Origin of the sequence: Rhodopseudomonas palustris, assembly GCF_013415845.1 — a bacterium.
Classification (GTDB): Bacteria; Pseudomonadota; Alphaproteobacteria; order Rhizobiales; family Xanthobacteraceae; genus Rhodopseudomonas; species Rhodopseudomonas palustris_F.
Genome location: NZ_CP058907.1, coordinates 4,046,989 through 4,065,877, shown reverse-complemented (window position 1 = coordinate 4,065,877; position 18,889 = coordinate 4,046,989). Strand labels below are relative to the sequence as shown.

General features: G+C 63.6%; 18 protein-coding genes. 8 read left to right on the top strand and 10 right to left on the bottom strand.

Annotation, left to right across the window (positions count from 1 at the left end; all coding sequences use genetic code 11):
- Positions 1–2: 2 nt before the first annotated feature.
- From HZF03_RS18605 to HZF03_RS18575, 7 genes are all read right to left on the bottom strand, one after another.
- Positions 3–1,457: a TadA family conjugal transfer-associated ATPase gene (locus tag HZF03_RS18605; RefSeq protein ID WP_012497088.1), complete on the bottom strand. Its 1,455-nt coding sequence runs from the start codon at positions 1,455–1,457 to the stop codon at positions 3–5.
- Positions 1,458–1,477: 20 nt separating this feature from the next.
- Positions 1,478–2,749, bottom strand: a complete 1,272-nt coding sequence (locus HZF03_RS18600) for a CpaE/TadZ family protein (RefSeq protein WP_119019513.1) — start codon at positions 2,747–2,749, stop codon at positions 1,478–1,480.
- Positions 2,746–3,474 carry a CpaD family pilus assembly protein gene (locus HZF03_RS18595; RefSeq protein ID WP_011159218.1) on the bottom strand — a complete coding sequence of 243 codons (729 nt, stop codon included), beginning with the start codon at positions 3,472–3,474 and terminating at the stop codon, positions 2,746–2,748. The genes HZF03_RS18600 and HZF03_RS18595 overlap by 4 nt, the downstream gene beginning before the upstream one ends.
- Positions 3,475–3,493: 19 nt before the next feature.
- Positions 3,494–4,936 (bottom strand): type II and III secretion system protein family protein, encoded by a 1,443-nt coding sequence (locus HZF03_RS18590; protein WP_011159217.1) that lies wholly within the window; start codon positions 4,934–4,936, stop codon positions 3,494–3,496.
- Positions 4,937–4,950: 14 nt separating this feature from the next.
- Positions 4,951–5,514, bottom strand: a complete 564-nt coding sequence (gene cpaB / locus HZF03_RS18585) for a Flp pilus assembly protein CpaB (protein ID WP_338111527.1) — start codon at positions 5,512–5,514, stop codon at positions 4,951–4,953.
- Between the two features lie 124 nt (positions 5,515–5,638).
- The gene (locus tag HZF03_RS18580; protein WP_011159215.1) at positions 5,639–6,163 is read right to left on the bottom strand and encodes an A24 family peptidase; all 525 of its coding nucleotides are present in this window, start codon (positions 6,161–6,163) and stop codon (positions 5,639–5,641) included.
- 327 nt (positions 6,164–6,490) lie between these two features.
- A complete protein-coding gene (locus HZF03_RS18575; RefSeq protein WP_011159214.1) occupies positions 6,491–6,655 on the bottom strand; it encodes a Flp family type IVb pilin in 165 nt (54 codons plus the stop codon).
- 913 nt (positions 6,656–7,568) lie between these two features.
- Here HZF03_RS18575 and HZF03_RS18570 point away from each other — a divergent pair.
- Together HZF03_RS18570 and HZF03_RS18565 are read left to right on the top strand one after the other, a co-directional pair.
- Positions 7,569–8,102 (top strand): TadE/TadG family type IV pilus assembly protein, encoded by a 534-nt coding sequence (locus HZF03_RS18570; protein WP_011159213.1) that lies wholly within the window; start codon positions 7,569–7,571, stop codon positions 8,100–8,102.
- A gap of 12 nt (positions 8,103–8,114) precedes the next feature.
- A complete protein-coding gene (locus HZF03_RS18565) occupies positions 8,115–8,741 on the top strand; it encodes a TadE/TadG family type IV pilus assembly protein (protein WP_119019511.1) in 627 nt (208 codons plus the stop codon).
- 113 nt (positions 8,742–8,854) lie between these two features.
- On the opposite strand, the gene HZF03_RS18560 is transcribed toward HZF03_RS18565, so the two are convergent.
- The 3 genes from HZF03_RS18560 to HZF03_RS18550 form a co-directional block, all read right to left on the bottom strand.
- Positions 8,855–9,067 (bottom strand): cold-shock protein, encoded by a 213-nt coding sequence (locus HZF03_RS18560; protein ID WP_011440687.1) that lies wholly within the window; start codon positions 9,065–9,067, stop codon positions 8,855–8,857.
- Between the two features lie 281 nt (positions 9,068–9,348).
- Positions 9,349–9,627 (bottom strand): translation initiation factor IF-1, encoded by a 279-nt coding sequence (gene infA / locus HZF03_RS18555; protein WP_011159210.1) that lies wholly within the window; start codon positions 9,625–9,627, stop codon positions 9,349–9,351.
- 24 nt (positions 9,628–9,651) lie between these two features.
- Positions 9,652–11,073: a DEAD/DEAH box helicase gene (locus tag HZF03_RS18550; protein ID WP_179906335.1), complete on the bottom strand. Its 1,422-nt coding sequence runs from the start codon at positions 11,071–11,073 to the stop codon at positions 9,652–9,654.
- 490 nt (positions 11,074–11,563) lie between these two features.
- Between HZF03_RS18550 and urtA the strand changes: the two genes are divergently transcribed.
- The 6 genes from urtA to HZF03_RS18520 all read left to right on the top strand — a co-directional run bounded on the left by urtA (position 11,564) and on the right by HZF03_RS18520 (position 18,883).
- The gene (gene urtA / locus HZF03_RS18545) at positions 11,564–12,886 is read left to right on the top strand and encodes an urea ABC transporter substrate-binding protein (protein ID WP_107345426.1); all 1,323 of its coding nucleotides are present in this window, start codon (positions 11,564–11,566) and stop codon (positions 12,884–12,886) included.
- Between the two features lie 109 nt (positions 12,887–12,995).
- Positions 12,996–14,609: an urea ABC transporter permease subunit UrtB gene (urtB, locus tag HZF03_RS18540; protein WP_119019509.1), complete on the top strand. Its 1,614-nt coding sequence runs from the start codon at positions 12,996–12,998 to the stop codon at positions 14,607–14,609.
- A gap of 358 nt (positions 14,610–14,967) precedes the next feature.
- The gene (gene urtC, locus HZF03_RS18535) at positions 14,968–16,134 is read left to right on the top strand and encodes an urea ABC transporter permease subunit UrtC (protein WP_119019508.1); all 1,167 of its coding nucleotides are present in this window, start codon (positions 14,968–14,970) and stop codon (positions 16,132–16,134) included.
- A gap of 4 nt (positions 16,135–16,138) precedes the next feature.
- Positions 16,139–16,903: an urea ABC transporter ATP-binding protein UrtD gene (gene urtD, locus HZF03_RS18530; protein ID WP_119019507.1), complete on the top strand. Its 765-nt coding sequence runs from the start codon at positions 16,139–16,141 to the stop codon at positions 16,901–16,903.
- 219 nt (positions 16,904–17,122) lie between these two features.
- Entirely contained in the window at positions 17,123–17,818 is a 696-nt protein-coding gene (gene urtE / locus HZF03_RS18525) for an urea ABC transporter ATP-binding subunit UrtE (RefSeq protein ID WP_119020070.1), read from the top strand.
- 228 nt (positions 17,819–18,046) lie between these two features.
- Complete coding sequence (locus HZF03_RS18520) at positions 18,047–18,883, top strand: urease accessory protein UreD (protein ID WP_165858186.1); 837 nt, start codon at positions 18,047–18,049, stop codon at positions 18,881–18,883.
- Positions 18,884–18,889: the final 6 nt, after the last annotated feature.

Genomic DNA, 18,889 nt, shown 5'->3' with positions numbered 1-18,889 from the left:
TCTTATGAATTGACCACGACCTCCGCGGCATCCAGCGCCGCGGCGAGTCGCTGCTCTTCGCCGAAATAGCGGGCGCGTTCCCAGAACCGCGGGCGACCGATGCCGGTAGAGCGGTGGCGGCCAACGATGTGACCGTTGGCATCCTCGCCCAACAGGTCGTAGACGAAGATGTCCTGGGTGATGATGGTGTCACCTTCCATCCCCATCACCTCGGTGATGTGGGTGATGCGGCGTGAGCCGTCACGCAGGCGCGCCGCTTGGATGATGACGTCGATCGAGGCGCAGATCATCTCGCGGATGGTGCGCGACGGGAGTGCGAAGCCGCCCATTGTGATCATCGATTCACAACGAGACAGGGCTTCGCGCGGATTATTGGCATGCAGCGTGCCCATTGAGCCGTCGTGGCCGGTGTTCATCGCCTGCAACAGGTCGAATGCCTCGGGTCCGCGGACTTCGCCGACGATGATCCGCTCAGGACGCATACGCAGACAGTTGCGGACCAGATCGCGCATCGTGATCTGGCCTTCGCCTTCGATATTCGGTGGTCGGGTTTCAAGGCGCACCACGTGCGGCTGCTGCAGTTGCAGTTCGGCCGCGTCTTCGCAGGTGATGATGCGCTCGTCGTCGTCGATATAGTTGGTCAGGCAGTTCAGAAGCGTGGTCTTGCCCGAGCCGGTACCGCCCGAGATCAGCACGTTGCAGCGGACCCGGCCGATGATCTGCAGGATCTGAGCGCCCTCCGGCGTGATCGCGCCGAACTTGACCAACTGGTCGAGCGTCAGTTTGTCCTTTTTGAATTTACGGATGGTGAGGGCGGGGCCGTCGATGGCCAGCGGCGGCACAATGGCGTTGACGCGCGAGCCGTCGGCAAGGCGCGCGTCGCAGATCGGCGAGGATTCGTCCACGCGCCGGCCGACCTGACTGACGATGCGCTGGCAGATGTTGAGGAGCTGCTGATTGTCGCGAAACCGGATGCCGGTGCGTTGGATCCGGCCGGCGACTTCGATGTAAACCGTGCCGGCGCCGTTGACCATGATGTCGGAGATGTCGTCGCGGGACAGCAGCGGCTCCAGCGGGCCGTAGCCGAGCACGTCGTTGCAGATGTCGTCGAGCAGTTCCTCCTGCTCGGCGATCGACATCACGATGTTCTTGATCGCGATGATTTCGTTGACGATGTCGCGGATTTCCTCGCGCGCCGACTCGCCATCGAGCTTCGCGAGCTGCGCCAGATCGATCGCTTCGATCAGCGCGCCGAAGATCGTCGCCTTGACCTGGTAGTAGTTCTCGGAGCGGCGCGTTTCGACTGCCACCGGCGGCGCTGAAGGGGCGCGTGCCGGTGCCAGCGGCGGTGAAGACACGACGGGCTTGGGTTCAGCGGCGCGCATCGCCGGCTCCGGCGAGAAGCTCGCCGGTTTCGGGGCCCTGACTTCGTTTTCCGGTCCGCGCTTACCAAACACCTTGATACTCCAACACCAGGCTACTTGGCCCGCAGCTTCTCCAGAATCGGTCCCAGGAACGAGCCTTTCGGCTTCTTGGCTTCTCCGCGTCCCGTCAGCCGCTGGGCGATCTGCAGGAACATCTCCGTCGTCTTATGGTTCGCCGCGATTTCCGCGATCATCTGGCCGTTGTTGGCGGCCGCACCGAAGATCTGAGGCTCGAACGGAATCGAGACGATCGGCTGGCTCTCGATCGCCTTGGCGAACTCACTCGTGGAGATTTCGGGCCGCTTCGGCACCCCGACCTGATTGAGACAGTACAGCGGGGGACGATCGTTCGGCCGGGCCCCCTTCAAGAGGTCGATCAGGTTTTTGGTGTTGCGCAGGTTGGCGAGGTCGGGCGTCGCGACGATCAGGATATCATCGGCGGTGATGAGGGACCGTTTCGCCCACCCGGTCCATTGATGCGGCACGTCGAGAACAATGCACGGCATCGTGGTGCGGAGCGTGTCGAAGACCGAGTCGAATGCATCGGCGCCAAAGTCGTAGACGCGGTCCAGTGTCGCCGGCGCAGCCAGCAGGCTGAGGTGGTCGGTACATTTCGACAGCAGCCGATCGACGAAGGCGGTATCGACGCGGTCGGGGGCAAACACCGCCTCGGCGATCCCCTGCGGCGGGTCCTGATTGTAGTCGAGCCCGGCGGTGCCGAACGCGAGATCAAGATCGGCCACCACCGAGTCGAGCGCCAGGTCACGAGCGATGGCCCAGGCCACGTTGTGGGCGACCGTGGACGCGCCAACGCCTCCCTTCGCACCGACCACAGCGATGATGCGGCCGACGGCTTTGGCTTCGGGTGCCGAGAACAGATTGCAGATCGAGCGGACCACGTCGATCGGCTGCACCGGCGCGATCGCGTAATCACTGACGCCGCGGCGGACCAACTCGCGGTACAGCGTGACGTCGTTGACCTTGCCGATCACGATCACCCGCGTCCCCGGATCGCACACCGTCGCGAGCTGGTCGAGACCGGCCAGCACGTCGCTGCGTGCGTCGGTCTCAAGCACGATGACGTTCGGCGTCGGGGCGGATCGGTAGGCTTCGATTGCCGCAACCACGCCGCCCATTTGGATCTTCAGGTGTGCTTTTGCGAGACGACGGTCTTCGCCCGCGGCCTGCACCGCGGCGGCAGTCTCGACGGTCTCGCAGAACGCTTGAACCGAGACGCGCGGCGCTGGCGCGATGTGCTCCTCCGGCCCTACATCCGGTGCCGCCGTCGCCGGTTCGTCCTGATTTTGGCGCGAGTAACTGATCATTGTCCGACGCCGCTCAACTTGCTCTTGTCGCTCGTGTCCGGTTTGGTCGTGCGATAGGTGTCATAGGTGACCGCGCGACGAGCGGTGTAGGGCGGTGTTTCAGGTCGCGGCTGCACCAGATCGGAGGGATTTTCGACCATCGCAGCGAGGTTGCGCTGGTTGGCGCAACCGAGATTCCAGTACGGGCGATTGTCGTAATAGCCCTTGTTCTTGATGCTCGGACCGAGATCTTCCGGCCACAGCCCGCAGGGGCCGGCCACGGCGGTCACCTTCGGATAGATCAGACGGATCGTCGCGAACGTGCGCGGATCGGCCGGACGATAGTGCTTCACCGTCACGCCGCGCGCCGGCACGCCATTGGCCGCGAGCACCGACTGAATCTCACGGATGGTGTCCGAGGCGGCGCGGGCATTGGGCGTGTCGGACGGCACTTCGGCGATGATCGCGCCGGTGCCTTCACGCAGCCAGGTCTGCCCAAGCTCGGCGACTTCCGCGCGCTGCACGGGGGTGAGCCCGCCGCGGCCGTTGCCGACGAAGACTTCGACGGTGCGGTCAGCTTCCCGGATGGCGATCGGATGGCGCTGCCGATAGTCGGTCGGAATGCTCTGGGTCACTTCGACTTCCCGGCTGGTATGGGTGCAGGCTCCGAGCGACAGCGAGAAACCGATCAACGCGGCCCCAAGACCGAGGCCGCGAGCCACTTTGGCGGAGGTAGGAAATGTCATCGTGCTGTCCTCGCTCCGCCTAGTCGGTGATGAAACCGAACCGGCCGCGATAGGTGCGGGCGGGCTCGGTCCGGCCGGGAACGCCGTAGAGCTTGTTGATGCTGCCGAGCAGGTCGGACTGCGGATCCGAGGCGTCGGCGAAGCCGTCGTCCGGCCGTGACAGATCCTTCTGCGCCACGGCGCGCACCACATAGGGCGTCACCAGCACCATCAGCTCGGTTTGGCGGTTGATGTAGTCGCGGCTGCGGAACAGCGTGCCGAGGATCGGCAGTTGCGCTGCGCCGGGCATGCCATTGATCGCCTGCTTGGTCTGCTCCTGGATCAAGCCGGCCATCGCCAGCGAGCCGCCGGAGGGGATTTCCACCGTGCTCTCGACGCGGCGGGTCTTGATCGACGGCACCGACATGTTGCTGATGATGACGGAGTTGTCGCTCGACACCTCGGAGACCTCGGTCATCACCTTCAGGCTGATCCGGCCTGCGGTCATCACTACCGGGGTGAAGTTGAGCAGGATACCGAACTTCTTGAACGTCACCGACGGAGTGCAGACACCGTTGGTGCAGGTCACGCCGCTCGGCACCGGGAATTCGCCGCCGGCCAGGAAGGTCGCCGGCTCGCCGGAGATTGCTGTCAGGTTTGGCTCGGCGAGGGTACGCACGACGCCAGCGCTTTCCATCGCCCGCAGCGTTGCGGTGACGGACGGCAGCGATCCGAATTTCGTGGTCAGCGCGTTGCTCGAAACCAGCGGACCGCCAGATTGGGTGAATGGATTGGAGTTGTTGAAGTTCACCACGGCGGTGCCGTAGGCCATGTTGGCGCTGAGATCGACGCCGAGCTGCTTGACGATGTCCCGCTGCACTTCGGCGACGGTGATCTTCAGCATCACCTGATCGCGGCCGCGGACCGCGATGTTGTTGACGACCTTCTTATCTTCGCCCACCAACCGAACGGCGAGGTCGTACGCCTGCTGCGCGTCGATCGGGGAGGTCACCCAGCCGTTCAGCATCACGCCGTCGCCGAGGCCTTCGACCTGGATTTCGGCATTGGGCAAGGTCTGCTTGAGTGCGGTCCGGAGACCGTTGAGGTCGCGCGTCACGGCGATGTCGTAGGCGGCGATCTGCCGGCCGGCGGAATCGAAGAACACGATGTTGGTTTGGCCAACGGCGGCGCCGATGATGTAGGCGCGCTGCGCAGAACGGACCACCGCATTGGCGATTTTCGGATCCGCAACCAGCACGTCTTTGATGTCGCGCGGCAGGTCGATCACCATCGACTTGCCGATGCCGAGCGAAATCGATTGGGCATTCAGGCCGGACGATGCCGGCGGGACAGGCGCCGCACGGTAGTCGCTGGCGTGCACCGCGGTCCAGCTCGGGATCAGCGTCAGAGCCACGGCTGCGGACAGGGCGATCGCCGTGCCGCGCCAGAAGTGGGTCAATCGGGGACCGGTATTGCGAGTCATCTCCCGTTCTCCGATCATCTCTGCAACGATGCCTGAGTGGTAATTTCGTAGCGCGCCACTTTGACGATGCCACGCTTGGCTTCGGTGGTGTCGTTCGAGGCAGTCTGCCGCGCATCGGCAAGGAGCGGCGCCAGCGACAGCGTTCCGCTCTGTCGTGCGCCAGTCGCGCCGGGCTCCAGAGCGGTCTCAGTCGAAATGGCGCGCATGTCGGCGGACAGGATCGCGGGCACGGAGCTGGAGCCATCGGCTTTGACCAGCTTCTGTCTGCGGATCGGCTCGCCGGCAATGAAGGGCGCGCGGGTGATCGAGCCGCCGATATCGGTGGTGGCGCCGGGGTGAACGTCGCGGCGGATGAAGTTCGAGCTGGCGGTTGCGGCTGGCCAGGTCTGCCATTGCAGATCGCCGGGCGTCACGGCTTGACCGAGCGGAATGTCGTTCTTGGCGACCAGAACCTCGACGGTCTGCGCAACCGGCGCGGCAGGGGCACCCGGCTGCGGACCGGTGCTGTTGGCCAGATAAGCGGCGACGCCGCCGGCACCGACAGCGATGGTCAGCACGACAATGCGCGCGGGATTCATACGCTTCACTTTCCACATGACTCGGGCGGCGCACCCGCCGCATTGAGGCGAGTTGACCAGCTATTCGTCAAAGCATGGTTAATGAGGCGTATCTAAATCGCGTTAACGGGAAGTTCCCAGGCGATCAGCTCAGGGTGAAACGGGCGATATCGACCGCCTTGATCCATTCGGTGTGCGGGTAGATCACCAGCGCGCCCATCGCCAGCGCAATGCCGTAAGGAATGCCGGTTTGCTGGTCGTGCAGCCGCAGGACCCAGCCCTGGCAGGCGAGGCGATAGGGCAGGGGCCATTGCCGAAAGCCGAGCAGCAGCAGCGTCAGCGCACCGCCGAACAGCGAAGCATACAGCAGGTAGTCCAGCAGGTGGTCGAAGCCGAACCACAGTGCTGCGGCGGCCACCACCTTGGCGTCGCCGCCTCCGATCCAGCCCATCGCAAAACAGCCGAAGGCGACCGCAAGCACCAACGCGCCGGCGCCGAAGTGCAGCAGGATGTCGTAGGCACCGAGTCCGGTGAGCGGAGCCAAGACCAGAAAGCCCGCGACGAGCAAAAGCGAAATCCGGTTGGAGATCGTCATCGTCAGCAAGTCGCTGGTTGCGGCGAAGGCCATCAACGCGGGAAACAGCGAAATGCGAAGCAGGTCGGCGATCATCTTGGCCTCGTCGGAACTCTGCGAACAACTCGAACCATTGCGGCTCGAAACCAAACTAGATGGCAGAAGTGAATGATCGGGAAATGCGGTTCGTCCTCACCACAGCCTCGCAGCGATCTGGATAAGAACCGCCGCGACAGCGAGGGCGAGAGCTGCGCAAACCGTCTGCCGTGCGGCCGTGTCGCGTGAGGCCGCAACCGCGCCATCAGGCGCCGGAATCGGTTGGATATGATCGGAACGGTGCATTGCAGTTCTGATCGTGAGAGGGATGAAGAACAAAAAAGGCCCCGGAACGCCGGGGCCTTGATTGTTCGGCCAACCTGCCGATTACTTCAGCGCGTTCTGGACGCTGGTGAAGGTCGAGTTCAGCTTGCCGGCGAGGCCCTGCACTGCGGCAATGATGGCGAGCGAGATGCCGGCAGCGATCAGGCCGTATTCAATCGCGGTGGCGCCGGATTCGTCCTTGATGAAACGCGCAACGATGTTCTTCATCGGGTAGCTCCATGTACACGTGGCTGTCGAACTCTGTTTGGTCTGGCCGGCGTTCTCAGCACCGTGACCATGGAGCTAACCCTAGGTGGGGGAAATTGCAGCGCAGTTAATTCGATTGCGTAAACATGGGGGCATCAGGTGTTTCGGTGGCACTTCCGGCGGAGGGTAAATGTGCTGTTAATTTGAAGTAATTGAGTGGCGAAGGCCCCGTTCTCGGCATGGCGATACCGTGGTTTGGACCATTGCTACGCAAGCTGCTTCAAAATCGGACAAACTGTTTCAAATCTTTACGTTTTGATTTCCGTTTCATTCATCAGTCGGCCGCACCTTGTTCACCGTCAGGCGCCGATCCCGCTCGGAGGCGCTTTCGTCGGCTCGTAAACCTCCCAGAGTTAAGTGCGGCGTCCATTCGCTTCACGCGCCGTCTTGGTGCGATGCTCTTTGTTCCTTCGCTGCTCTTCGTGTGGGGGCGGCGCCTGCGAGTGCCGGCACGGAGATTCGGTTTCTGTCAGCGTGGATCAGGCCAAGCCGATCAAGCAGCCTCTGGATGTTGCTCAACCCGATCATTGCGGATGTGACCCTCTAGACTGGAGGCATCGTGCGTCGATTGGGAATCTTAGAACTGCGCGCGGATCTGACAGCGTCGCGAGACGCTGGGATATTGGAATGCGACTTCAGGTCCGCCATGGGGCAGACCGGTAGGCTCAACGAGCACGCGAGTGGCGCGTCGGGACCGCCAACACCAAGTCTGCGGCGGCTGTTCGGGATGGCTCCCTGGTGGCCAGAACGTCGTGGTTGACGCGCGGTTAACAGCGCGTCGCATTTCGTTTCAATACAGCGAAACACTTCCACAATGTGTTGCGATTAGGTTGCCTTGAATAGAGGTTGACTGACGGAAGAGGGCTACGGATCGATGCCGTCCATCGTTTCACCAGCGCGGGCAATGGCTCGCAAATTTCGTCGGAACCGGAAGGGCTCTGCGGCGGTCGAATTTGCGATCGTTGCCCCGATTTTTTTCGCGTTGTTGTTCGCGATCATTGAAGTGGCAATGATCTTTTTCGCCAGCCAGGTACTGGAGACCGCGGTTCAGGATTCGTCGCGGCTGATCTTTACGCGGCAGGCGCAGGACGCCTCAATGACGCAGGACCAATTCAAGACCGAGGTCTGTAAGCGTCTCATCTCTTTGTTCGACTGCAGTATTGTCCGCGTCGACGTGCAAAACTACGGCAGCGACTTCGGTACGGTCAGTATCACCACGCCGATCGACAGCAACAAGAAGTTCGTCGACAACATGCAGTACAACATCGGCAAGGCCGGAGACATCATCGTCGTTCGCGCCTTCTATCAATGGCCGTTGTTCGTCACCGGGCTCGGTTTCGACACCTCGAATCTCGCTGGTGGTAAGCGACTGCTGTCGGCAACCGCCGCGTTCCGCAACGAGCCTTGAGCGAGCAGCGCGATGCGTTTTAGTTTTCAACGTCTTCTTCTTGCTCGATCGCTCGTGTTGCTGCGGCAGCTGCAACGTGATCGCCGCGGCGTGGCCGCGATCGAATTCGCAATCATCGTGCCGGTGATGCTGGTGATGTTCCTCGCAACCGTCGAAGTCACTTCCGGTATCGCCGTCGATCGCAAGGTGACGTTGGTCGCGCGAACCTTGTCGGACCTGGTGTCGCAGGCGACCAGCGTCACTGACAACGACCTCAAGAACGTGTTTGCTGCGAGCTACGGCGTGTTGACCCCGTATGCAGCTACTCCAGTCAAAGCGACGATCACCGAGATCTTCGTCAACAAGAACCAGGTTGCCACGGTGCAGTGGAGCAAGACGGGGACGGTGACGCAAAGTGGCGGCTCGGCCACCGCGACAGTGGCGAACTCGACGCGGCAGGCGGGTGACACCATCGCGATTCCGGATGGACTCAAAGTCGCCAACACCTATCTGATCCTGAGTGAAGTCAGCTATCAGTATCAGCCGACGGTCGCGTACTTCATTCCACAGGCTGGCATCAGTCTGACGGACCAGTCCTACACGCGGCCTCGGCAATCGCTCTGTGTGCTGTACGGCACCACAATGTGCCCGACGAACTAACGCTCTCCGCCTCGCCGTGATCGATCCGGCGGCTTCCTTCACGCCGAGCATGCCCAAAATGAAAGAGGCCGCGCTGTTGGCGCGGCCCCATTCGGTTCAGAACCGAAATCTGCTCAGCTTGCAGCGCGCAGATTGTCGGCCGACGACTTGCCAGAGCGGCGATCGGCGACGATTTCGTAGCTGATCTTCTGGCCCTCGCGCAGGGTGCCGAGACCGGCACGCTCGACAGCGCTGATGTGCACGAACACGTCGTTGCCGCCATCATCCGGCTGGATGAAGCCGTAGCCCTTGGTCGCGTTGAACCACTTCACGGTTCCCATGCTCACGGGTGGTAGTCCCTTCTCAATATAGACACGGTCGATGCCCACTTTGTCTCGGTGGGCTGGTGAGATCGAATTTTTGGAAGGGTCGTCAGCGTTCTGAACCGGCTGTACCGGTGGATAGCTAATGTCGTCCGGCCGAAAATCGATTAACAGATATTATGCGAAGCCTGTCCCCAAAACAATCCTGGCATGCGCGATTTTTTGAGCCTCGCGGTTCCGGAAAGTATGGGGCTTCGGGCGCTTTGCCGGGTCGGCAAAGCGCCTTGTTATTAGGCAGCTCGCCCTTAGCGGCGGCGGAACTGACCGCGCGGCGGACCACTGCGCGGCGGACCGCCCGGACGCTCGTCCTTATGACGGAAGATCAGCCGGCCCTTCTCCAGATCGTATGGTGACATCTCGACCGTGACCCGGTCGCCGGCCAGCGTCTTGATGCGATTCTTCTTCATCTTGCCGGCGGTATAGGCGACGATTTCATGTCCGGTATCGAGCTGCACGCGATAGCGCGCGTCGGGCAGAATTTCGGTCACCAGTCCTTCGAACTGGATCAGCTCTTCTTTGGCCATCGGTATCTCCAGATCGGCTGTTCGTTAGCGATGCGGTCGGTGCTGAGCGGTCGGCTGCGCCGGACGGTTTTTGCGCTGCAAAAACGCCACGCCCTGCAGTCCCTCGCCGTTGCCACCGTGCTGCGGTCGCGGCGCCGCCTCGTGGCGGCTGGCGTCCGACTGGCGGGCAGGCCCGGCTGCGGGCCCGCGGCGCCGATGATTCTTTCCCCGCGTCGGTGCATCGCCATTGCGCGGAGAATGGCCGTGGGGCGCTTGACGGGGGCCGCGATGCGGGGGCGGGGTGGGAGCAGCGTGGGCGCCCGGGGTACGGCGATCTTCCTTCGGCAACGACACCTTGATCAGTTTTTCGATGTCGCGCAGATACGCCATCTCTTCGCCGGCGCAAAGCGAGATTGCAGTGCCATCCGCTCCGGCGCGCGCGGTGCGGCCGATGCGGTGGACGTAGGTCTCCGGAATATTCGGCAGATCGAAGTTGACCACATGCGACACGCCGTCGACGTCGATACCGCGCGCGGCGATATCGGTCGCTACCAGGGTGCGCAATTCGCCGGTGCGGAATGCCGCCAGCACGCGCTCGCGGTAGTTCTGCGACTTGTTACCGTGAATCGCGTCGGCGGTAATACCGGCCCGGGCGAGGCCCTTCACCACCTTGTCGGCACCATGCTTGGTGCGGGTGAAGACCAGCGCCTGATTGACCTTGTCGTCCTTGAGGATCTGGGCGAGCGCGGCCGGCTTGGCGGAATGGTCGAGCTGGATCACCCGCTGGTTGATCCGCTCCACCGTCGAGGACACCGGCGTCACCGCCACGCGGGCAGGGTCACGCAGCATTTGCTCGGCGAGGTCGGCGATATCCTTCGGCATGGTAGCCGAGAAGAACAGCGTCTGCCGCTTGATCGGCAGCTTGGCGACGATCTTCCGGATGTCGTTGATGAAGCCCATGTCGAGCATGCGGTCGGCTTCGTCCAGCACCAGGAATTCGACATGTGCGAGCTTGAGCGCGTTGCCCTGGACGAGGTCGAGCAGGCGGCCCGGAGTGGCGACGAGGACGTCGACGCCGCCCATCAGGCTGCGAACCTGGCGGCCCATCGGCACGCCGCCGATCGCCAGCGCGGCGCTGAGATGGATGTGGCGGCCATAGGCATTGAAGCTGTCGAGGATCTGGCCGGAGAGCTCGCGGGTCGGGCTCAGCACCAGCACGCGGCAGGTCTTGGAGGCCGGCTTGATCCGGTTCTGCAACAGGCGGTGCAGGATCGGCAGCGCGAACGAGGCGGTCTTGCCGGTGCCGGTCTGGGCAATGCCGACGACGTCGCGGCCGGCGAGGGCGAGGGGGATAGTCTGCGCCTGGATCGGCGTGGGGGTGTGGTAGTTTTCTTCCTGAAGAGCGCGAGCGATCGGATCGGCGAGGCCGAATTCCTGAAAGGAGGTCAAAAGGTTGGTTCTTTCCATCATGAAAGCAAACGCCCGACGGAGCCCGTCGGGTGCGCTTGGAAACTCTGAGACGCTCGCGTGTCCGGAACGTCGGCTATTATCGGATGAAAGGCGAACCAGAAACCGCTGTTCAGGACAGAACGCGGGATCAGAACACGCGGCTCGCAACGACCTGATGATTCTCTAGGTCTCTCACAGTCATATGGAACATCGCTGCACTGCTTTCAAGGTCCAATTGCTGTTCCTTCGCGATTGGCAGGAAAGTGCAATAATTAATCAGCTTGCGAACATTTGATTATTTGTTGTGCTGGATGGCCAATGTGCGGTCATTGCTTCTGCCCATTCATTGGGCTGACGTGCTCATAGCGAACTTTGCTCTAATCCGAATTGTCTCGCCCGATCATCGCCTTAGGCGCATCCGAGGGCATGGCATACTTCTTGCGATCTTCCTTGCCGCAGACGGCCGTTGGGGCCGCGCATCATGTCTGCGTCAGGGAGATGACACCTCATGCGTATTGAAACCAAGCGACTCGGAGCGACCCCGATCAGCCGCCGGAGCTGGCTGGCCGCGGCGGCCGGCCTGGCTCTGGGCCTGTCGGCGTTCGGGCCGGCCAAGGCTGCGGACGACACCATCAAGGTGGGCGTGCTGCATTCGCTGTCCGGCACCATGGCGATCAGCGAGACCACGCTGAAGGACACGGTGCTGTTTCTGATCGACGAGCAGAACAAGAAGGGCGGCGTGCTCGGCAAGAAGCTCGAGGCGGTGGTGGTCGATCCGGCGTCGAACTGGCCGCTGTTCGCCGAGAAGGCCCGCGAGCTGATCACCAAGGACAAGGTCTCGGTGGTGTTCGGCTGCTGGACCTCGGTGTCGCGCAAGTCAGTGCTGCCGGTGTTCAAGGAGCTGAACTCGATCCTGTTCTATCCGGTGCAGTACGAAGGCGAGGAGAGCGAGCGCAACGTATTCTACACCGGCGCCGCGCCGAACCAGCAGGCGATCCCGGCGGTCGACTATCTCGCCAAGGAAGAAAAGGTCGAGCGCTGGGTGCTGGCTGGCACCGACTACGTCTATCCGCGCACCACCAACAAGATCCTCGAAGCCTATCTGAAGTCGAAGGGCGTCAAGTCCGAAGACATCATGATCAACTACACCCCGTTCGGCCACTCGGACTGGCAGACCATCGTCGCCGACATCAAGAAGTTCGGCTCCGCCGGCAAGAAGACCGCCGTGGTGTCTACCATCAACGGCGACGCCAACGTGCCGTTCTACAAGGAGCTCGGCAACCAGGGCATCAAGGCCACCGACATTCCGGTGGTGGCGTTCTCGGTCGGCGAAGAAGAACTCGCCGGCATCGACACCAAGCCGCTGGTCGGCCATCTCGCCGCCTGGAACTACTTCCAGTCGATCAAGACCCCCGAGAACGAGCAGTTCATCAAGGACTGGCAGGCCTACACCAAGAATCCGAAGCGCGTGACCAACGACCCGATGGAAGCCCACGTGATCGGCTTCAACATGTGGGTGAAGGCGGTCGAGAAGGCCGGCTCGGTCGATCCGGACAAGGTGATCGACGCGCTGCCGGGCACCAAGGCGCCGAACCTGACCGGCGGCATCTCTGAAATGCTGCCGAACCACCACATCACCAAGCCGGTGTTCATCGGCGAGATCAAGGCCGACGGCCAGTTCGACGTGGTGTGGAAGACCCCGGGCTTGGTGCCGGGCGACGCCTGGTCGAAGGAGCTGGAAGGCTCGAAGGACCTGATCGGTGACTGGGTGACGCTGAAGTGCGGTAACTACAACACCGTGACCAAGAAGTGCGGCGGCCAGGGCACCTGACGGTTCGCCTGGTCATCTGCTGACGTCCGACAAGCGAAAGGGCGGCGACGCCGGTGCGCGCCGCCCTTTCCATCCGCCGACGCACCTTCATCCTTGCCGGGATACTTCAGTGCCTCTCATCCATCTGACGCGCATTCTGTTTGCCGCGGTCGCGATCGCGTTCGCCACATTGGGGAGCTTGCCCGCAGTGGCCGGTCCCTATGAGGATGCCATCGCGCAATTCGCCCAAGATTCCTTTTCCGACAGCGAGGACGCGATCGGCAAGCTGGTCGCCAGCGGCAATCCGCGCGCTGCGGTGATCATCACCGCGCTACAGGACGGCAAGCTCTACGCTGATCCGGACAGCAAGGCGGCCTTCATCAAGACCGACGACGGCAAGATCGCCAATGCGGCGACCGGCGAGGCGGTCGGTGCGCTGCCGGCCAAGGCCAGCGCGGTGCGGCTCAACAACAAGCTGCGCCGCGTCGTCGCCGGCGCGATGGCCGGCCTGACGCTGCTGTCGCCGGATCTCGACAAGCGGATCCAGGCGGCGCAGTCGGTGTTCAAATCGCACGACGAGACCATGCTGCCGACCGTCGAGGCAGCGCTGAAGGCGGAAAAGAACGCTGCCGCCAAGCGCGCCTTCACCGAAGCGCGGGCGTCGATCCTGCTGTTCAAGCAGGGCGCCTCCGATGCCGACAAGCTGGATGCGGTCGCCACCATCAAGGCGCGCGGCGATCAGGAGGCGATGGCGCTGCTCACCGGCGCGCCGTCGAACCAGAGCGCGGCCGTCGCCAGCGGCATCGCCGGCGCCAAGGCATCGATCGAGCGCAATCTGGCGATCTGGTCGATGGCGCAGAATGCTTGGTACGGGCTGTCGCTCGGCTCGGTGCTGCTGCTCGCCGCGATCGGTCTCGCCATCACCTTCGGGGTGATGGGCGTGATCAACATGGCGCATGGCGAGATGGTGATGCTCGGCGCCTACACCACCTTCGTGGTGCAGGAGGCGATCCGCACCCGCTATCCGGCGCTGTTCGACTACTCACTGCTGATCGCGGTGCCGCTCGCCTTCCTGGTCGCCGGCGCGATCGGCGTGCTGATCGAGCGCACCGTGATCCGCTTTCTCTACGGTCGTCCTTTGGAAACGCTGCTCGCCACCTGGGGCCTGTCGCTGATCCTGCAGCAGGCGGTTCGCACGCTGTTCGGTCCGACCAATCGCGAGGTCGGCAATCCGAGCTGGATGAGCGGTGCATTCGAACTCGGTGAGATGACCATCACCTACAATCGGCTGTGGATCCTGTGCTTCACGCTGGCGGTGTTCGCCCTGCTGCTGGCGATGCTGCGCTACACCTCGCTCGGCCTGGAGATGCGGGCGGTGACGCAGAACCGCCGGATGGCGGCGTCGATGGGGATTGCCACGTCGCGGGTCGATGCGCTGACCTTCGGGCTTGGCTCCGGCATCGCCGGCATTGCCGGTGTGGCGCTGTCGCAGATCGACAACGTCTCGCCGAACCTCGGCCAGAGCTACATCATCGATAGCTTCATGGTGGTGGTGTTCGGCGGCGTCGGAAACCTGTGGGGCACGCTGGTCGGCGCGTTCTCGCTCGGTATCGCCAATAAGTTCCTGGAGCCGGTCGCCGGCGCCGTGCTCGGCAAGATCGCCATCCTGGTGCTGATCATCCTGTTCATCCAAAAGCGCCCTCGCGGCCTGTTCGCGCTCAAGGGTCGTGCGGTGGAGGCATGAGGATGATCGGAATGCAACACCTTCACTCCGCGCCGCAGCCGAACTCCCTCTCCCGCCTGCGGGAGAGGGCTGGGGTGAGGGGGCCTGCCACAAGCTTAGCCCTTGTGGACCCCCACCCCCGACCCCTCCCCGCAAGGGGGAGGGGAGTTGGTCGTGCTCGCTCGTCACTTGCAGGCTCATGGTTCGACACACGCCGCAACGCGGCGACACGCACGGCATCAGCCACGTCATTGCGAGCGAAGCGAAGCAATCCAGAGCTTCGTGCACTGGACTCTGGATTGCTTCGTCGCGGAGCCTGTCCTCGGACGGCGCGAAGCGCCGATCCGGGGGCTCCTCGCAATGACGGAGGGGTGGCGTCATGACTCCGCACATCCTCACCCGCTCGCTCGATCGCGGGGCGACGATCTTTCTGGTGCTGCTCGCTGCGATCGGAATCCTGCTGCCGCTGCTCAATCTGCTGACGCCGGAGTCGTCGGCGCTGCATGTGCCGACCTATCTGATCTCGCTGTTCGGCAAATACGTCTGCTACGCGTTGCTCGCGCTGTCGATCGATCTGATCTGGGGCTATTGCGGCATCCTCTCGCTCGGCCACGGCGCTTTCTTCGCGCTCGGCGGCTACGCGATGGGCATGTATCTGATGCGCCAGATCGGCACCCGCGGCGTCTATGCCAATCCGACCCTTCCGGACTTCATGGTGTTCCTGAACTGGAAGGAGCTGCCCTGGTACTGGTACGGCTTCGACATGTTCTGGTTCGCGGCCGTGATGGTGCTGCTGGTGCCGGGCCTGCTCGCCTTCTGCTTCGGCTGGCTGGCGTTCCGCTCCCGCGTCACCGGCGTGTATCTGTCGATCATCACCCAAGCGATGACCTATGCGTTGCTGCTGGCGTTCTTCCGCAACGATTTCGGTTTCGGCGGCAATAACGGCCTGACCGATTTCAAGGACATCCTCGGCTTCAACGTCCAGGCCGACGGCACCCGCGCGGCGCTGTTCATGCTGAGCTGTTTGGCGCTGGCGATCGGCTTCTTCATCTGCCGGGCGGTCGTTACCTCCAAGCTTGGCAAGGTGCTGATCGCGATCCGCGATGCCGAAAGCCGCACCCGGTTCCTCGGCTATCGTGTCGAGTCCTACAAGCTGTTCGTGTTCACGCTGTCGGCGTGCATGGCCGGCGTCGCGGGCGCGCTGTACGTCCCGCAGGTCGGCATCATCAACCCGAGCGAATTCGCCCCCGCCAACTCGATCGAGGCGGTGATCTGGGTCGCGGTCGGCGGTCGCGGCACGCTGGTGGGCGCCGCGCTGGGTGCGATCGTCGTCAACTACGCCAAGACGGTGTTCACCTCCGGGCCGCTGGCGCCGTATTGGTTGTTCATGCTCGGCGCGCTGTTCGTGGCGGTGACGCTGCTGCTGCCGAAGGGCATCGTCGGCACCGTCAATGCGTGGCTGGCCTCGCGCAAGCTGCCGCCGACCGACACCGCGGACAGCGCGGCGCGGGAAGACGGCGTGATTCAACCGAAGCCGGCGGAGTGACGTCATGAGTATGCTCGAAACCCGCTCGACATCGGCGATGCTGTATCTCGACGGTGTGCACGTCTCGTTCGATGGCTTTCACGCCATCAACAACCTGTCGCTGACGCTGGAGCCCGGCGAGATGCGGGCGATCATCGGCCCGAACGGCGCCGGCAAGACCACGATGATGGATATCATCACCGGCAAGACCAAGCCGGACAAAGGCGAGGTGGTGTTCGATGGCACCGTCGACCTCACCAAGCTCGACGAGACCGAGATCGCCAAGCTCGGCATCGGCCGCAAATTTCAGAAGCCGACGGTGTTCGAAAGCCAGACCATCGAAGACAATCTGCTGTTGGCCCTCAACGTCGATCACAGCGTCCGCGGCACGCTGTTCTGGCGGCGGAGCAGGGACGAGAGCGAGCGGATCGAGCGCGTGCTCGACATCATCCGCCTGCGCGACGCCCGCGACCGGCTCGCCGGCTCGCTGTCGCACGGCCAGAAGCAGTGGCTGGAGATCGGCATGCTACTGGCGCAGGACCCCAAGGTGTTGCTGGTCGACGAACCGGTCGCCGGCATGACCGACGTCGAGACCCAGCAGACCGCGGAGCTGCTGCGCGAGATCAACCGCCACGACAAGACCGTGATGGTGGTCGAGCACGACATGACCTTCGTGCGCGAGCTCGGCGTTAAAGTCACGTGCCTGCACGAAGGCACCGTACTGGCCGAAGGCTCGATCGACGACGTCTCGGCCAACGAGCGCGTCGTCGAAGTGTATCTGGGGCGGTGATGATGATTCTTGCTGGGTTGTTTCTCGCGCCGTCTCCCCACGCTGCACCGTCATCGCCCGCGCAGGCGGGCGACCCAGTATCCCAGGGAGCCGCGTGTTCACCGCAACGCTGCGGCGTACTGGATCCCCCGCATGCGCGGGGGATGACGTCCGTGGGCGGGATGGCGGCCGGGCAAAGTACGCCGGCTCTTGCTGAAGCTACATATTGAGGACGAACCCATGCTCACCGTCGACAATATCAATCTGTACTACGGCGCCGCGCAGGCGCTCCGCGGGGTGTCGATCGCGGCGGAGCCCGGCAAGGTCACGTGTGTGCTCGGCCGCAACGGCGTCGGCAAGACCAGCCTGCTGCGTGCGCTGGTGGGACAGCAGCCGATCTCGTCCGGAGCAATCACCTTCGACGGCACCGACATCTCGCATCTGAAGCCGTATGAGCGGGCGCGGCGCGGCATCTCGCTGGTGCCGCAGGGCCGCGAGATCTTTCCGCTGCTCACGGTCGAAGAAAACCTCAAGACCGGCTATGCGCCGCTGAAGCGCGCCGACAAGTCGATCCCCGACGACGTGTTCTCGCTGTTTCCGGTGCTCAATTCGATGCTGAAGCGGCGAGGCGGCGATCTGTCCGGCGGCCAGCAGCAGCAGCTCGCGATCGGCCGCGCGCTGGTGATGCGGCCCAAGGTGCTGCTGCTCGACGAGCCGACCGAGGGCATTCAACCGTCGATCATCAAGGACATCGGCCGGGCGATTTCGTATTTGCGCAATCTCGGCAACATCGCCATTGTGCTGGTCGAACAGTATCTCGATTTCGCCTGCGAACTCGGCGACAATTTCGCGGTGATGGATCGCGGCGCAGTGAAATACACCTGCGACCGCGCCAGCCTCGACCAAGCCGAGATCAGCCGGCAGATGGCGCTGTAGGACGGCTTTGACTTATCAGCTTCGGCATAACCACGCGCGCCGCTCTTCACCTCTCCCCGCGCGCGGGGAGAGGTCGATCGGCGTCGCGCAGCGATGCCGATCGGGTAAGGGGGCGCTTCCGCAGAGCCGAGAGCCTGCGACCCGCGTCGCCCCTCACCCCAACCCTCTCCCCGCAACAGCGGGGCGAGGGAGCGCGCTGCCGTTGTGGCGCCGCCGCGGATACTCGGCATGATCGCGGATACCAGCCTCACCACCTCGCCGACCTTCGCCGCCAATCGCGCGGTCGGCGAAGTCGCCGTCGAGGTGCGGGCGGATGGCGGCGTCACGCGGCGCGGACCGGTGCACGAAGCCGGATCGCTCCGGGTGCGCTTTCCATCGCCGGAGCTGCAGGGGCTGTCGGCTGTGCTGGTGAATACCGCGGGCGGCGTCGCCGGTGGGGATCGCTTCGGCATCAGCCTCGACGTTCAGGCCGATGCGCGGCTGACGCTGACCACGGCGGCGGCCGAGAAGGTGTATCGCTCGCACGGCCCCGCCGCGCAGCTCGATATCACCCTCAAGGTCGCGAGCGGCGGCCATCTGGCGTGGCTGCCGCAGGAGACCATCCTGTTCGATCAGGCCCGCGCCGAGCGACGGATCGATATCGAGCTTGCGGACGATGCTTCGCTGTTGCTGTCCGAGATGGTGATCTTCGGCCGCTCGGCGATGGGGGAGACCATGCAGCACGGCCGCTTCGTCGACCGCTGGCGGATGCGGCGCGGCGGCAAATTGCTGTTCGCCGAAACCGTGCGGCTCGATGGCGAGATCGGTGCCCTCTTGGCACGCCCTGCAGTGGCCAAAGCCGGTGTCGCGATCGGCACGGCGCTGATCGTGCCGGGCGATGCGGCGCTGGTCGAACGGCTGCGTGAGGCGGCCGATACGTTCGGCGCCGAGGTTGGGATTTCGGCGTGGAATGGGTTTGCAATGGCCCGGTTCTGCGCTCAAAATGCCGCGAAGCTGCGCGCCGACATGATGACTGTTCTCGGCCGCGCCGCCGGCCGCGCGCTGCCGCGGCTGTGGCTGAGTTGATCCTGC

Bases quoted from the DNA above. Each gene is read 5' to 3' on its own strand.
- HZF03_RS18600 (WP_119019513.1), bottom strand. From the start codon at position 2,749: ATGATCAGTTACTCGCGCCAAAATCAGGACGAACCGGCGACGGCGGCA.
- HZF03_RS18595 (WP_011159218.1), bottom strand. From the start codon at position 3,474: ATGACATTTCCTACCTCCGCCAAAGTGGCTCGCGGCCTCGGTCTTGGG.
- HZF03_RS18590 (WP_011159217.1), bottom strand. From the start codon at position 4,936: ATGACTCGCAATACCGGTCCCCGATTGACCCACTTCTGGCGCGGCACG.
- cpaB (WP_338111527.1), bottom strand. From the start codon at position 5,514: ATGAATCCCGCGCGCATTGTCGTGCTGACCATCGCTGTCGGTGCCGGC.
- HZF03_RS18580 (WP_011159215.1), bottom strand. From the start codon at position 6,163: ATGATCGCCGACCTGCTTCGCATTTCGCTGTTTCCCGCGTTGATGGCC.
- HZF03_RS18575 (WP_011159214.1), bottom strand. From the start codon at position 6,655: ATGAAGAACATCGTTGCGCGTTTCATCAAGGACGAATCCGGCGCCACC.
- HZF03_RS18570 (WP_011159213.1), top strand. From the start codon at position 7,569: ATGCCGTCCATCGTTTCACCAGCGCGGGCAATGGCTCGCAAATTTCGT.
- HZF03_RS18565 (WP_119019511.1), top strand. From the start codon at position 8,115: ATGCGTTTTAGTTTTCAACGTCTTCTTCTTGCTCGATCGCTCGTGTTG.
- infA (WP_011159210.1), bottom strand. From the start codon at position 9,627: ATGGCCAAAGAAGAGCTGATCCAGTTCGAAGGACTGGTGACCGAAATT.
- HZF03_RS18550 (WP_179906335.1), bottom strand. From the start codon at position 11,073: ATGGAAAGAACCAACCTTTTGACCTCCTTTCAGGAATTCGGCCTCGCC.
- urtA (WP_107345426.1), top strand. From the start codon at position 11,564: ATGCGTATTGAAACCAAGCGACTCGGAGCGACCCCGATCAGCCGCCGG.
- urtC (WP_119019508.1), top strand. From the start codon at position 14,968: ATGACTCCGCACATCCTCACCCGCTCGCTCGATCGCGGGGCGACGATC.
- urtD (WP_119019507.1), top strand. From the start codon at position 16,139: ATGAGTATGCTCGAAACCCGCTCGACATCGGCGATGCTGTATCTCGAC.
- urtE (WP_119020070.1), top strand. From the start codon at position 17,123: ATGCTCACCGTCGACAATATCAATCTGTACTACGGCGCCGCGCAGGCG.
- HZF03_RS18520 (WP_165858186.1), top strand. From the start codon at position 18,047: ATGATCGCGGATACCAGCCTCACCACCTCGCCGACCTTCGCCGCCAAT.